This window comes from Bacteroides sp. 43_46 (assembly GCF_001915455.1).
Classification (GTDB): domain Bacteria; phylum Bacteroidota; class Bacteroidia; order Bacteroidales; family Bacteroidaceae; genus Bacteroides; species Bacteroides caccae.
The window spans coordinates 65,564-80,871 of the sequence record NZ_MNQN01000142.1; the positions used below are offsets into that span (position 1 = coordinate 65,564).

At 44.8% G+C, this 15,308-nt stretch carries 8 protein-coding genes; 4 read left to right on the forward strand and 4 right to left on the reverse strand.

Annotation, left to right across the window (positions count from 1 at the left end; translation table 11 throughout):
- Positions 1 to 228 precede the first annotated feature (228 nt).
- Entirely contained in the window at positions 229 to 1,149 is a 921-nt protein-coding gene (kduI, locus tag BHV72_RS18585; protein WP_005677221.1) for a 5-dehydro-4-deoxy-D-glucuronate isomerase, read from the reverse strand.
- Positions 1,150 to 1,183: 34 nt separating this feature from the next.
- The gene (locus BHV72_RS18590) at positions 1,184 to 2,584 is read right to left on the reverse strand and encodes a PTS galactitol transporter subunit IIC (protein ID WP_005677222.1); all 1,401 of its coding nucleotides are present in this window, start codon (positions 2,582 to 2,584) and stop codon (positions 1,184 to 1,186) included.
- Between the two features lie 362 nt (positions 2,585 to 2,946).
- Here BHV72_RS18590 and BHV72_RS18595 point away from each other — a divergent pair, with 362 nt between their 5' ends.
- The 4 genes from BHV72_RS18595 (at position 2,947) to BHV72_RS18610 (ending at position 11,721) form a co-directional block, all read left to right on the forward strand.
- Complete coding sequence (locus BHV72_RS18595; protein ID WP_229093499.1) at positions 2,947 to 4,083, forward strand: glycoside hydrolase family 88/105 protein; 1,137 nt, start codon at positions 2,947 to 2,949, stop codon at positions 4,081 to 4,083.
- Between the two features lie 9 nt (positions 4,084 to 4,092).
- Complete coding sequence (locus BHV72_RS18600) at positions 4,093 to 5,064, forward strand: pectinesterase family protein (RefSeq protein ID WP_195414263.1); 972 nt, start codon at positions 4,093 to 4,095, stop codon at positions 5,062 to 5,064.
- Positions 5,065 to 5,310: 246 nt separating this feature from the next.
- Positions 5,311 to 7,050, forward strand: a complete 1,740-nt coding sequence (locus BHV72_RS18605) for a pectinesterase family protein (protein ID WP_195414262.1) — start codon at positions 5,311 to 5,313, stop codon at positions 7,048 to 7,050.
- Positions 7,051 to 7,170: 120 nt separating this feature from the next.
- Positions 7,171 to 11,721 (forward strand): hybrid sensor histidine kinase/response regulator transcription factor, encoded by a 4,551-nt coding sequence (locus BHV72_RS18610; protein ID WP_286857435.1) that lies wholly within the window; start codon positions 7,171 to 7,173, stop codon positions 11,719 to 11,721.
- Positions 11,722 to 11,828: 107 nt separating this feature from the next.
- On the opposite strand, the gene BHV72_RS18615 is transcribed toward BHV72_RS18610, so the two are convergent.
- Both BHV72_RS18615 and BHV72_RS18620 read right to left on the reverse strand, forming a co-directional pair.
- A complete protein-coding gene (locus tag BHV72_RS18615; protein ID WP_286857438.1) occupies positions 11,829 to 13,418 on the reverse strand; it encodes a DUF4957 domain-containing protein in 1,590 nt (529 codons plus the stop codon).
- A 22-nt stretch (positions 13,419 to 13,440) separates the two neighbouring features.
- Positions 13,441 to 15,297: a RagB/SusD family nutrient uptake outer membrane protein gene (locus tag BHV72_RS18620; protein ID WP_022041739.1), complete on the reverse strand. Its 1,857-nt coding sequence runs from the start codon at positions 15,295 to 15,297 to the stop codon at positions 13,441 to 13,443.
- Between the last annotated feature and the right edge of the window lie 11 nt (positions 15,298 to 15,308).

A 15,308-nucleotide genomic window follows, 5' to 3' on the forward strand; every position in this document is an offset into this window, starting at 1 on the left:
CTGACAAAGGTCGGTATTTCGAATGAAAGTTATTTGTAATAATTGGTCAAAATCATGTATAATTCGTTGCATTATAGGATGATTTTGTTGCATAGTATATGTCAGGTGTTACATTTGTATTCTTTGGGAGAAGAATATGATAAATCCGGAAAACTTCATTCTTTCCTTATACAGAGGAATGAATGAAGTTTCTCGGATTGTTTATATGGTTGCAGAGATGCGCAATGATTAGCGCATTTCTGTATATTTAATCTTATCCATATCTCCGTAGTCGAGGTTTTCACCAGCCATGCCCCAGATGAACATATAGTTGCTTGTTCCGGCAGCAGCGTGGATAGACCATTCCGGTGACATGATAGCCTGTTCGTTCTGCATCCATACGATGCGTTCTTCCTGAGGCTCGCCCATGAAGTGGCAGATAGAGTTGCCGGTCGGTACATTGAAGTAGAAGTATGCCTCGATGCGGCGGCTGTGAGTATGTGCAGGCATCGTGTTCCATACGCTACCCGGTTTCAGTTCCGTCAATCCCATTTGCAGTTGGCAAGGACCTTCTTCAAGTACATTGTTTACAATCAACTGGTTGATAACGCGGTCGTTGCTTTCTTCCAATTTTCCGGCAGGGAAAGAGTTGGCTTTCAGAGAGCCTTTACGTCCGTCAATCGTAATTAACTGCGTTTTGTATTCTTTGTGAGCAGTAGCAGAGTTGATGTAGAACTTGGCAGGATTGCTTGAGTCTTTGCTCTTGAAAGTCACTTTCTGCTTGCCTCTACCAACGTACAGTGCATCTTTGAACTTCAATGTATATTCTTTGCCGTCTACGGTCACGATTCCTTCGCCACCTACGTTGATAACCCCCAGTTCGCGGCGTTCAAGGAAAAACTTAGCTTTCAGCGGATCGATTGTTTCCAGTACCAGTTCTTTTGTTGTAGGCACGGCACCACCGAAGATAAAACGGTCGTACATAGAATAAGTAACGTTGATTTCGTTCGGAACCATTACTTTTTCCATAAGGAAGCTACTACGCAGGCGGTTTGTATCATACGTTTTCACGTCTTGCGGATTGCAAGCCACTTGCATCTTGTAATTTACCTGGGCAGAAGCAGACATCGCTGCGATACCCAACATCATTGCAATTGCTAATTTTTTCATCTTTCGAATCTTTATTTGAATTATATATTATGTACTACTTGTTGTTCAATGCTTCTTTTGCATCATTTCTCGTCATGCGGATACGGTTGTAGATAGCCATTCCGAGTGCGAGTACCACGAGGATTGCCGGGCCGATAATCTTCAGGCTGTAAGTCAGGTGGAAGATACCCCAGCAGAAAAGACTGGAAGCAAAGTCGAGTGCGCCGCCTTCAAAGCCTGCGGGGATATTCACTGTCGGGTCGCCCGTAGCAGCATATACGTCTTTTGCGGCCAGGGTGAAGAAACCTGCCAGTTCCGTTACGAAATACAAACCTACGATTAATGCTACCAGTCCGATAATAAACGATTTCACTACATTACCTTTCGTGATAGGCAGAATCATCGGGAACAGGTAGAACATACCCGCCAGAGATGCCAGCGGAAGGAACCGGTTGCCCGGCAGAATGACTGCAAGGAATATAGTTACGGGAATCAAAAGCAGGGATACCACCAGTGTCGTCGGGTGTCCGATAACCAAAGCGGGGCTCATACCGATACTCAGTCCGGCACTGTTCTTATATTTTTTTGCGATCAGTTCGCGAGTAGCGTCGGAGATCGGTTTCAGACCTTCGATAAAGAGGCTGGTGATACGTGGAATCAACTCCATTACCGCGCCCATTTTGATACCCAGACCCAATATGCTCGGAATGCTGTCTACCACTTCTTTCCAGCTTCCGCAACCCAGCGCACCGATACCGCAACCAATTACGATACCCAGAAACAAGGGTTCACCCATTAAGCCGAATTTCTTTTTCAATCCTTCAGAGTCGATATTCAGCTTGTCGAATCCCGGAATTTTATCCAATAGTTTGTTGATTACGATAGCAAACGGAACGAAACTTTGGCAGAAAGGTTGCGGGATAGAGATTCCGTCCATTTTATCATAGAACTTCTGAAAAGCAGGAGCGGTAAGGTCTGCCATTACCAGCGTGATGATGTAGCAGATGATAGCTGCAAAGAATCCCCAATAGATATTGTCGGAAGCAAAGTATACGATAGCGCCGATAAATGCAAAGTGCCAGTAGTTCCAAAGGTCGATATTGACGGTACGGGTTGTTTTAGTCAGCAACATTAATAAGTTAATTCCCAGACAAACAGGGATGATGAAAGCACCGACTGAGGTATTGTAAGCTACCGCCGCAGCAGAAGGCCACCCCATGTCGAAAATTCCTAATTCCAATCCGTAGATTTCAACCATTTTACTTAATGCCGGACCCAGACTGCTGGTTAGCAATGCCGTCACTACTGATAAACCAACGAAACCGACACCAACCAACAAACCGCTCTTGAGCGCTTTGGGAAGTTTAATACCGATACATACTCCTAAAATCGTGAAAATGATCGGCATCATTACTGCCGCTCCAAGACCGATAATGTACTTAAATACTTCTTCCATTCTGTTCTATTTTTCTCTGTTTTAATGATAATTTACTGTGTTTCCCCAGAGGGCATTAGTTTTAAACCGTGCCAAAAGTAAGACCTTTTTTGCTTTCTTCCAAAACGAAACTCTTAATTTATCAGATATTGCATCAAAAATGGACATTTTTGACGTTTGCGTGCACAAAAATAGTCGTTTCCGTACACGAAAAACAAAAAATGCACCTAGTTGATTAAAAATTCCTATCCGGTTTGGAAGAAATACACTACTTTCGTAGCGTGAAAAACGAGTATGTTGAATCCTTAAAATAACAAACCATGAGACGAACCCTTGCATCTGTTCTTTTTATATTGCTTACACTGGCTGCAATCATTCTCCCGATGTCGGCGCAGCAGGTAGATAAGAAACTCCCCTGGTCTGTACGAATGACTCAATCAGAAATGATCCGTTGGCCGGAATCCTGGCAACTCGACTTTCAGCCCAAGCTAAAGTGGGATTATTGTCACGGTCTTGAATTGGGAGCCATGCTTGATGTCTATGATACGTATGGTGACAAGAAAATCCGCGACTACGCCATTGCATACGCAGATACAATGGTGCACGCCGACGGAACGATTACTGCCTATAAATTAACCGATTACAGTCTGGATCGCATCAATTCCGGGAAAATTCTTTTCCGTATTTATGAGCAAACCAAAGATCCGAAATACAAGAAAGCGCTCGATCTGCTTTACAGCCAGTTTGAAGGACAGCCCCGTAATGATGATGGCGGTTTCTGGCACAAGAAAATTTATCCGCATCAGATGTGGCTGGACGGACTTTACATGGGAGCTCCTTTTTATGCAGAATATGCATTCCGCAACAACCTTCCGAAAGACTATGCGGATATAATTAACCAGTTTGTCACTTGCGCCCGCCATACTTACGACCCGAAAAACGGACTTTACCGTCATGCGTGTGATGTCAGTCGCACCGAACGTTGGGCGGATCCGGTCACCGGGCAGTCGAAGCACTGCTGGGGACGTGCTATGGGGTGGTATGCCATGGCGTTGGTAGATGCGCTGGATTTTATTCCGAAGCACGAAACAGGGAGGGATTCGCTGCTTGCTATTCTGAATAATATTGCTGTGCAGGTAAAGAAACTGCAAGACCCGAAAACCGGAGGCTGGTATCAGGTCATGGATAGAAGCGGAGATCAAGGAAATTATGTCGAATCGTCCTGTTCCGCCATGTTTATCTACTCCTTGTTTAAGGCTGTCCGCAAGGGATATATTGATAAATCTTATCTGGATGTAGCGTTGAAGGGCTATAAAGGTTTCCTTGATAATTTTATCGAAGTGGATAGGAACGGCCTGGTAACCATAACCAAGGCTTGTGCAGTAGCCGGGTTGGGAGGAAAAGTATATCGTTCCGGTGATTACGACTATTATATTAATGAAACAATCCGTAATAACGACCCCAAAGTTGTGGGGCCATTTATCATGGCTAGCTTGGAATATGAACGTTTACAAAAGTAATTTATGCCGATGAAAGGGACTATTTTTAAAGGGATATTGCTAATTCTCTTTCTTGGTGTAGGAGAGACGGCAGTTTATTCGCAACAACAGCAGCGCAAAGATACGTTGGTCGTCACACGCGACGGGACAGGAGATTACCGCAATATTCAGGAAGCAGTGGAAGCGGTCCGCGCTTTTATGGATTACACGGTGACAATTTATATCAAGAACGGCACGTATAAAGAGAAGCTGGTAATTCCCTCTTGGGTCAAGAACGTTCAGTTGGTAGGCGAAAGCGCCGAAAATACGATTATCACCTACGACGACCATGCCAATATTAACAAAATGGGAACATTCCGTACGTACACCGTCAAGGTATCGGGCAACGATATTACTTTCAAGGACTTAACGATTGAAAATAATGCGGCTCCTTTGGGACAGGCCGTGGCACTTCATACCGAGGGTGACCGGCTGATGTTCATAAACTGCCGTTTTCTGGGAAATCAGGACACTATCTATACCGGTTCGGAAGGGGCACGGCTCTTATTTACCAACTGTTACATCGAAGGTACTACCGACTTTATCTTCGGACCTTCCACTGCACTTTTCGAATACTGTGAGCTGCATAGCAAACGTGATTCGTATATCACTGCCGCTTCTACTCCTCAAAATATAGAATTTGGCTATGTCTTCAAGAATTGCAAGTTGACTGCTGCTCCGGGAGTGAAAAAGGTCTATCTGGGCCGTCCGTGGCGTCCGTATGCAGCGACAGCTTTTATTAACTGTGAGTTTGGAAACCATATCCGTCCCGAAGGTTGGCACAACTGGAAGAATCCAGAGAATGAAAAAACAGCCCGTTATGCCGAATTTGGCAATACGGGCGAAGGCGCAAAGACTGAAGGACGTGTGGCATGGGCCGAACAGCTTACAAAGAAAGATGTATTGAAGTATACACCGGAGAATATCTTTAAAGAAGATAGCAATTGGTATCCTTATAAATAGGAACAGATAAGATGTCCGATCGGTTGGGGAGCTTGAAGCTTTTGTTTCCTAAGCTCGAAATCCTGGTTCCGAGGCGGGAAACTGTAGTTTCTCTATGTGGGAACTGGAGTTTCTGCGTGTGGAAACTAGAGTTTCTAACGCTTGAAACTAAAGTTTCAGAGCCTTGAAACTGAACTTGTTCAGGTGCAAGACAAAATGTTGCAGGTGGCAGATAAAACGAAGAAGAACTAAAAGAGCGTGAAGAATATGAAAACACTAGGGGCTAAAATGATAGGATTACTGGTAGCAGCCTTTATCCTCTGTTCCGCATTTCGTGCGGATAAACCGGTCGTAACTGTCTTTATGATAGGAGATTCTACTATGGCCAATAAGAAACTGGACGGAGGAAATCCCGAACGTGGCTGGGGAATGGTACTTCCCGGATTCTTCTCCGAGAATATCAGGATAGATAATCATGCTGCCAATGGTCGAAGTTCCAGAAGTTTTATCAGTGAAGGCCGCTGGGAAAAAGTCATTTCTAAGGTGAAAAAGGGAGATTATGTCTTTATCCAGTTCGGGCACAATGATGAAAAAGCTGATCCCACCCGCCATACCGATCCCGGAACCACCTTCGATGATCATCTCCGTCGCTACGTGAACGAGACTCGAGCCAAAGGGGGAATCCCCGTATTGTTCAATTCCATTGTCCGCCGTAACTTTGTTCAGCCTAAGGACACTTCCATTTCAAAAGATGTCCGCCGGACACCGGGGGAAAGTGAACCGCCCAAAGAAGGAACCGTTTTATTCGATACTCACGGAGCTTATCTGGATTCTCCGCGTAATGTGGCGAAAGAACTCAGAGTTGCATTTATTGATATGAATAAGATAACACACGACTTGGTGGAAGGACTCGGCCCGGTAGAGTCAAAGAAACTGTTCATGTTCGTCGAACCGGATCAGGTTCCCGCCTTCCCGAAAGGCCGCGAAGACAATACTCATCTGAATGTGTATGGTGCACGTGTGATTGCCGGGTTGGCAGTAGAGGCAATCGGCAAAGCAGTTCCGGAACTGGCACCATATATCCGCCACTATGATTACGTGGTGGCACAAGACGGAAGCGGTGATTTCTTCACCGTTCAGGAAGCGATTAATGCGGTTCCCGATTTCCGTAAGAACATCCGCACCACGATTCTGATACGTAAAGGTACTTATAAAGAAAAGATTATCATCCCCGAAAGCAAGATTAATGTCTCCTTGATCGGAGAAGAAGGCGCGACGTTGACCAATGACGACTTCGCCAACAAGAAAAATGTATTTGGCGAGAACATGGGAACTTCCGGTTCATCGAGCTGCTATATTTATGCACCGGACTTTTATGCAGAGAATATCACTTTTGAGAACTCCGCCGGTCCCGTCGGGCAGGCAGTTGCCTGCTTTGTCTCCGCCGACCGTGCCTTCTTCAAGAACTGCCGCTTTTTAGGTTTTCAGGATACCCTCTATACTTACGGCAAGCAAAGTCGTCAATATTATGAGGACTGTTACATCGAAGGAACAGTTGATTTCATTTTCGGTTGGTCTACGGCTGTCTTTAACCGTTGCCACATTCACAGCAAACGGGACGGCTATGTGACCGCACCTTCTACCGACCAAGGGAAAAAGTATGGCTACGTCTTCTATGATTGTAAGCTCACCGCATCACCTGAAGCGAAGAAAGTATATCTCTCCCGTCCCTGGCGTCCGTATGCACAAGCCGTATTTGTCCGTTGCGAACTGGGACAGCACGTCCTTCCCGAAGGCTGGAACAACTGGGGGAAGAAGGAAAACGAGAAAACTGCTTTTTATGCAGAGTATGACAGTCGTGGCGAAGGTGCCAATCCGAAGGCACGTGCCGCTTTCTCCCATCAGTTGAAAACTCTTAAAGGATATGAGATAGAAACAGTGCTGGCCGGTGATGACGGGTGGAATCCGGTAAAAAACGGAAATCATCTGTTAGATGTAAAACGTTGAACTCTTATGCCTGAAACTGAAAACTTGTTTTATTGAATAACCTGTTTCTGCTAAATAGCTGGTAAAGATAGTATTAAAATCCTGTTATTTTTCTATCTTTACGCCACAGAACCGAGTGATATGATGAAGAAAACTTTACTTTCAGTGATTCTCCTGCTAGCTATTGTGTTCACGGCACATACACAGCAGCATTGCTTTTTCACCCATTACTCTACTGAGGACGGACTGTCGCAAAATACAGTCATGAGCATTCTTCAGGACCATAAAGACAATCTTTGGTTTGCCACCTGGGATGGTATTAACCGTTTTAATGGGTACACTTTCAAAACTTACAAGGCACGACAGGGAAATTACATCAGTCTGACCAATAATCGGGCGGACCGTATGTATGAAGACCGTTACGGTTTTCTCTGGCTGTTGACCTATGACAACCGCGTTCATCGCTTTGATCCGAAAACGGAAACTTTCGAGCAAGTGCCCGCAGCCGGTGAGGAGGGGAGTGCATTCAATGTACATACCATTGAAGTAATGCCGAACGGAACTGTCTGGCTGCTGACTGAAAACGACGGTGCGATTCGCATTCTGACTCATCCCGACGAGAATCATCGGCTGACATGGGATATTTATTCCAATAAGACGGAATTGTTTCCCTCTTTACATGTGTTTAAAGTACATCAGGACAAAGCCGGTAATGACTGGCTGCTGACAGACAACGGGTTGGGCATGATTCGTCCAGGAGACAAAGAACCTGTTTCTTATTTTACGGAAACCAAAGGAAAGCTTAGCGAAATGAACCAGGCTTTCTATGCCGTGCAGGAACGTGATGAGGATATTTGCTTTGCTTCGGACCACGGACGTGTCTGGGTATATCAGAAAAGAAGCGGAGAATTTGTATTGCTCGAACTTCCGACCAAAGGGCGGATCACCTCCATTCATACGGTTGCACCGGATATGTCGGTCATCACTACGGATTCGGACGGTTTCTTTACCTGTAATCTGAAAACGAAAGCATCGGTACACTATTCATTTCTGACTTGCAAGGAGTTACCTGCCAAACCCATTCTATCGGCTTATGTAGACCGTTCTTCGGAAGTCTGGTTCGAACAGGAAGAACCGGGTGTGGTAGCTCATTTCAATCCGTTTACCGGAGTAGTGACGCGTGAGCAGATTCTTATTGAATATAGTAATCCTGAACGTTCACGTCCTGCTTTTCATATCCATGAGGATGTGAACGGCTATCTGTGGGTACACCCGTATGGAGGTGGTTTCTCATATTTTGATCCTCAGAAGAAGCGGCTGGTTCCTTTTTATAACGGACTGGGCAGCCGTGACTGGCGTTTCTCCAATAAGATTCACTCGGCTTTCTCCGACAAACAAGGGAATTTGTGGATGTGTACCCATTCCAAGGGATTGGAAAAGGTGACTTACCGTAATGTTCCTTTTTCGATGATGACTCCCGTACCGCAGGAATATGAATCACTGCATAATGAGATACGTGCCCTCTGTGAAGACAAACAGGGGAATCTCTGGGTCGGTGTGAAGGACGGTATACTTCGTATATATGACGCCGATCGAACTTATAAGGGATATCTGACGGAAAACGGCATAATTTCCACTGTCGGCACTCCCGTGAAGGGAACAGCCTATTTTATCATTCAGGATTCGAAAGGAGTGATCTGGATTGCGACAAAAGGTGACGGGCTGATCCGTGCCGAGGCAACCTCTCCTTCGGGAATGTCGTACAAGCTGACCCGTTATCTTCACCAAGAGGATGATATGTATAGCTTGAGCGATAACAATGTGTATTGTGTGTACGAAGATCATAACGGGAGAATCTGGGCGGCTACCTTTGCCGGTGGTATCAATTATCTCACGGAGAATGAGGACGGAAAGGTTTTGTTTATCAATCACCGTAACCATTTGAAAGGTTATCCTATTGATCCCTGCTACAAGGCTCGTTTTATCACTTCCGACAATAACGGCCGTTTGTGGGTGGGAACGACGACGGGTGCCGTAGCCTTTGACGAGAATTTCGAGAAACCGGAAGATGTACAGTTCTATCACTTCTCCCGTATGCCGAACGATACACAAAGTTTGAGTAACAATGATGTGCACTGGATTATCCCCACTACGGATAAGGAACTTTATCTGGCTACCTTTGGTGGCGGACTCAACAAACTGATCTCTATCAGTGAAGACGGACATGGGGCGTTTAAGTCTTACTCGGTGCAGGACGGGCTTCCTTCGGATGTACTGCTTTCCATTCGCGAGGACGATAAACAGAACTTATGGATTAGTACGGAGAATGGAATCTGTAAATTCATCCCCTCCGAAGAACGGTTTGAAAGTTATGATGAGCGTAGTATAACTTTCCCGGTACGTTTTAGTGAGGCGGCTTCCACATTGACCGCGAAAGGCAATATGCTGTTCGGTGCCAGTGGAGGGGTTTTTATCTTCAACCCGGATTCTATCCGTAAGAGTAGTTATGTGCCTCCGATCGTGTTTTCTAAATTAACAGTAGCCAATGAGGATGTTGTGCCCGGGGAACAATCGTTGTTGCAGGCAGATATTGATGATACGGAGCAGCTGGTGCTTTCGCACGATGAGAATATCTTCTCTGTACAGTTTGCAGCGCTCGATTATACCAATCCGCAGAATGTGCAGTATGCCTACATTCTGGACGGATTTGAAAAACAATGGACCTTTGCCGACAAGCAACGTAGTGTGACTTATACGAATCTTCCGAAAGGGGAGTATGTGCTTCGTGTCCGTTCTACAAACAGTGATGGTGTGTGGGTAGAGAATGAACGTGTGCTGGATATTGTCATTCTTCCCTCGTTTTGGGAAACCCCGGTGGCATACGTACTCTATGTGCTGTTGATTCTAGTTATCATTCTTGTGGCAGTTTATATCCTGTTTACTATTTATCGGTTGAAGCATGAGGTATCCATAGAACAGCAGATTTCGGATATAAAGCTGCGTTTCTTTACTAATATTTCCCATGAACTTCGTACGCCGCTGACGCTGATTGCGGGTCCCGTTGAACAAGTCTTGAAGAATGATAAGTTACCGGAGGACGTCCGTGAACAGTTGGTGGTGGTAGAGAGGAATACTAACCGTATGCTTCGTCTTGTCAATCAGATTCTGGACTTCCGCAAGATTCAGAACAAGAAGATGAAGATGCAGGTGCAACGTGTGGATGTCGTGCCCTTTGTCCGTAAGGTCATGGATAATTTCGAAGCCGTAGCCGAGGAACATCGGATTGATTTCCTGTTTGAGACGGAGAAACAGCATTTGTTTCTTTGGGTGGATGTGGATAAGTTGGAAAAGATTGTGTTTAACCTGCTTTCCAATGCTTTCAAATATACGCCGAACGGCAAGATGATTACGATTTTTATTCGTGAAGATGAGAATACCGTTTCGATCGGTGTACAGGACCAGGGAATCGGTATTGCGGAAAACAAGAAGAAGTCGTTGTTTGTCCGCTTCGAGAATCTGGTGGATAAGAATCTTTTCAATCAGGCTAGTACGGGCATCGGGCTTTCGTTGGTAAAGGAACTTGTGGAGATGCATAAGGCTACAATTTCCGTTGACAGCCGTTTGGGAGAAGGGAGTTGTTTCAAGGTTGACTTCCTGAAAGGGAAAGAACATTATGACGAAGAAGTCGAATTTATCCTTGACGATGCGGAAGCTCCGGTAAGAATGGGGCAGGTGGTGGACATTGCCAATGCATCGCTTCAATCTGAAACTCTTGTAACGGCAGCTGGTCCGGAGTTTGAGAAATCGTCTTCGGAGGAAGAACCGTTAGCGGAAGATACTTCTAAAGAGTTAATGTTGTTAGTCGAAGATAATCAGGAGTTGCGTGAGTTTCTGCGCAGCATCTTTACTCCGGTATACAGGGTGGTGGAGGCGGCCGACGGAATGGAAGGCTGGAGTAAAGCGTTGAAGTATTTGCCGGATATTATTATCAGTGATGTGATGATGCCCGAAAAGGATGGTATCGAAATGACACGTGAACTGCGTGCGGATATGATGACCAGCCATATACCTATTATTCTGCTTACTGCCAAGACTACTATCGAAAGCAAATTAGAAGGACTGGAGTACGGTGCAGATGACTATATCACGAAACCTTTCAGTGCCACCTATCTGCAAGCCCGTGTAGAAAACTTGTTGATACAGCGCAAGAAACTGCAAAGTTTCTATCGCGATAGCCTGATGCATATCAACATGGCTGCTGTTCCTGAAGATCTGCCTGTATCGGCAGAGGGGGAATCAAGAGAAGAAAACAGGACTGAACCGGAGCAGGAAGCACAACCTGCTGTTCCCGATATGTCTCCCAACGATCGTAAGTTTATGGATAAATTGGTGGAACTAATGGAGCAGAACATGGATAATGGCGAGTTGGTGGTGGATGATTTGGTACGCGAACTGGCTGTCAGTCGTTCGGTATTCTTCAAGAAACTGAAAATGCTTACCGGATTAGCGCCTATCGAGTTTATCAAAGAAATCCGTATTAAACGTGCTACACAATTGATTGAAACCGGAGAGTTTAATATGACGCAGATTTCATATATGGTCGGGATCAATGACCCGCGTTATTTCAGCAAATGTTTCAAGGCGCAGGTGGGGATGACGCCGACGGAGTATAAAGAGAAAGTGGGGAGATAATACGAGTTTAGGCACAGAGTTCTTCCTTCATGTGAAGATACTAAAAAGAGAGGTCACTTCATCGGAATGAAGTGACCTCTCTTTTTAGTATCTATGTTGTTCGTGGTTTATGGCAGCCAGCGCGGGTCACCAAAACCATAACTCTGATAAAGTTCATCAGTGATAGTGAAATCAGCCTTGTCCGGGTTGGCGAACGGATTGTTCTCAAGAACATTTCCTTCTGTGTCGAAGCACGTTACTGTTGTGTCCGTATTGCCTTCAGCCAATGAGATCAAGTTCTTACAGTTGTAGTAATAATTGTTCGAGTAGGTTGGCTTTCCTACGGCACTTGAGTTGGCAAAGCCGCGTTTGTTGTTGAAGTTGGCAATTACGTTGTTGGTAAACGTGTTGGTGTTACCCTTGAATCGCAGATAGAAGAAGCGATAGTTGGCTTCACCGTTACCTACATTATAGAATGTACATTTATCAATCGAAGTTACCATGTTTGCAGTTACGCTGTTTGATGCGTCATCGGCACGTAGTACGTCCCGCTTGGAGGCGGAGTTATAGATTGTGGAACTTGAAATGGTGAGATTGTTCCAACCACCTTTACGGCTATCAATAAAGTCACCACCGTCACACACGATATCATGAATGAGGGAGTTTTCTATCTTGATAGTATTTGGTACTGCTGCAACATTGATGTAAATAAGTCCTTTAATATAGTTTCTTATTTCACACCCGTTAATGGTAAGGTCACCGAATCCTCCTTCCTTTTTGTATTCAATAGCCTGACTGCCATCAGTATTCGTTCCATCTAACACAACCTGATAGAGATAGAGTGAAGCGCCGTTATAGATATGGATACAAGTGTTGATTACCGGTGGCTCGGCAGAATTCTTAGCAGCAATGACTACATTATTATTAATTTGTAATTTGGCTGCTGTCAGCACATATTCACCGGGTGTAAGAGCAAATTTACTGCCTGGTATTGCATCTTGAATAGCAGAAACCCAATCGTCAGCAGGAGTAAGTTCGATAGCATCACTCAAATCCAGATTAGTGGTGAAAGTAGAATAACCACGAGTCTTTTCACCTAACTTCAATGTAGCTCTGTAATTGGTTTCCGGTGTAAGACCTGTGATAGTGGCGGAGCCGGAAGATATGTCGGTTGAATTCAGCGTATACGTCACAGTATTGGCACTGGAGTTTGCGGTAGTAGGAGCACAGATGACAGCATCGACCTCAATACCCGGTGTCCATGTTACTTTTACAGAAGTGCTCTGAATGTCGCCGGCTTTTACCTTTTTCATGTTCTGTTCGGGGTTGGTTGTACGCTTGATGTCAACCCATTTGGATGTGCGGGAAGAATTGTTTTCATCAATGGCTCTTACGCGGATGTAATAATCAGTCTCTCCGATAAGATTGGTTAAAGTCTTTTCGGTTAAAGTTGTGGTATATGAGGCATCCGGTGTACGTTGGTCATAGTCGGGACTGTCCGCATAAACTTCAAGTTCGTAAGAGGTAGCTCCTGACATTTCATTCCAACTGACAATGATGTTTACTTCCTGTGAAATACGTGCAGTGATGCCGGTTGGCGACAAGACACGATTAAGAACTAAATCATTGATATCATCTGGTTCACTACATGATGTCACTGCAACACTACCCAGGCAAACGGCAGCTAATGTACAAATTGATAGTATATATTTTTTCATTGTTGTTTAATCATTTAGTTAGTTAATACCACTCGTAATTAGAAAGATTAGGATTATCATTCAAGTTGACGTTAAAGATAGGCCAGTATTGATATTTGTCTGGGTCGCGAACATAGAGATAGTCAATAACATCTTCCAGGGCATTATCTTTGATCCAAGTGGATGCTTCGCCCTTACTGTCTGAAAATTCGGTATAGCCTTCCGGATTAATATCCATTTCACCATAGTTCAGACCGTAAAGGTTCAGTTTTGCATCCTTTTCGGTAGTCTCTATACCATTACGAGTCCAGGTATATGCGCTCATTTTATAATATGCATGGCCTGATAGCTGGCTGTAAGGATGTTTAGAATCATAATCGGTCAAACTCACAATAGCTTTCATCTTGTTTTTTGTCTCGTCCATTTTACTTTTCAACATTCCCCAACGGATAAGGTCAGCTTTACGGATCAGTTCTCCGGCAAACTCATAAGCTCTCTCGTCAACAATTGCCTGGAACATCTTTTCTTTACTGAGAGCTGCTTCTGCAACATAAGCTGTAACTTCTGTTGCACGGTCGGAGGTCGCAAAAGCGCGGTTGCGAATCTTAGTCAGGTAAGGAACGGCAGCAGATGCACCATTCAACTCGTTTTCCAGTTCGGCGCGCATCAGTACGATGTCGGCATAACGCATATATTGTCTGTTGATACCGTCATCGTTTCCGGTAGGAATCATACGGTTCGTCCATTCATAACGCAACTTTCCGAAACTCCAGCTTTTGAAAGACTGAAGAGTTTGTACGCCTTTTGTCCATTGGAATGGGCAGCAAGTTATATCACGGCGCAAGTCCTTTACTGAATAGTCAAAGAAGAAAGTTGGTGTAGGACCAACCTGGCTTCCCTGAAGCATGGTTGTCATATTGTCGGCAGTGGTATGCTTGATACCGAAAGTGTACATGATACGTCCGCGTGCGGGGTTATTGCTATAACCTATCTCGAACAATGATTCACTGCCTGCATTGATAACATCTCCTGAGATTCCGTTGTTGTTGAAGATATCTTCAAAATTTGATTTTAAAGCCACGTAAGTGCCTTCCTGTTCCATTACATCTTTACAAGCTTGCAGTGCGATAGGGTAGAGACGTGCTTTGGATAGTTCCGGATCCGTACTTAAACGGTTTTCTCCGTCAAGGCGCTGAGCGTAGCCGGATGCTTGCAGGCATACGCGGGCCAGGAGACCTTTTACGAAGACTTTGTTCACGCGTTCCACTGTTTTTGTGGCGTCTATCTCATTAGGCCACGCGCAAAGGTCTTGTGCCTCTTGCAAATCAATGATGAGCTGCTTGTAGATGACATCACGGTCTTCGCGTCCTGAATACATATTGTCGGCGTTCAATGAAGTCAGGCGTGCGGGAACATCTCCCCACATATTAATCAGGTCAATATAATGTAAGGCACGTAGCGTGAGCGCTTCCCCCAACAATTGTTTCATATTGGCATTTGTCAGGTCTGCATATTCACGAAGACCTTCAATAGCCAGATTGGCACGTTCGATAGCGGCATATATCTTAGCCCAAAGGTCGGTCCCGGTACTAGTGTTCATTTGATCGTTTCCGACTCCGGCATTGTATGTTGCCAAGTCTGCCTTTCCGTCGGCCTTGTCCGAACTGTTATAGTATTCTATATCTGTATTGTATCCATACCAAATAGCACGTGCACGATAGTTTTGCTCTCCAAATTCCTGATAGATATTGGCAATGGTGCCTTGTGCATATTCATAAGTACTGAAAATGTTCTTACCGTCTAAAGATGAAGGAGAACTTTGATCTAAGAAATCACTGCAAGAAGACAGACTAGCAAGAAGGGCGACAGCTGTCAATGATTTAATCGTTATATTTTTCATTTCTTTTTCGT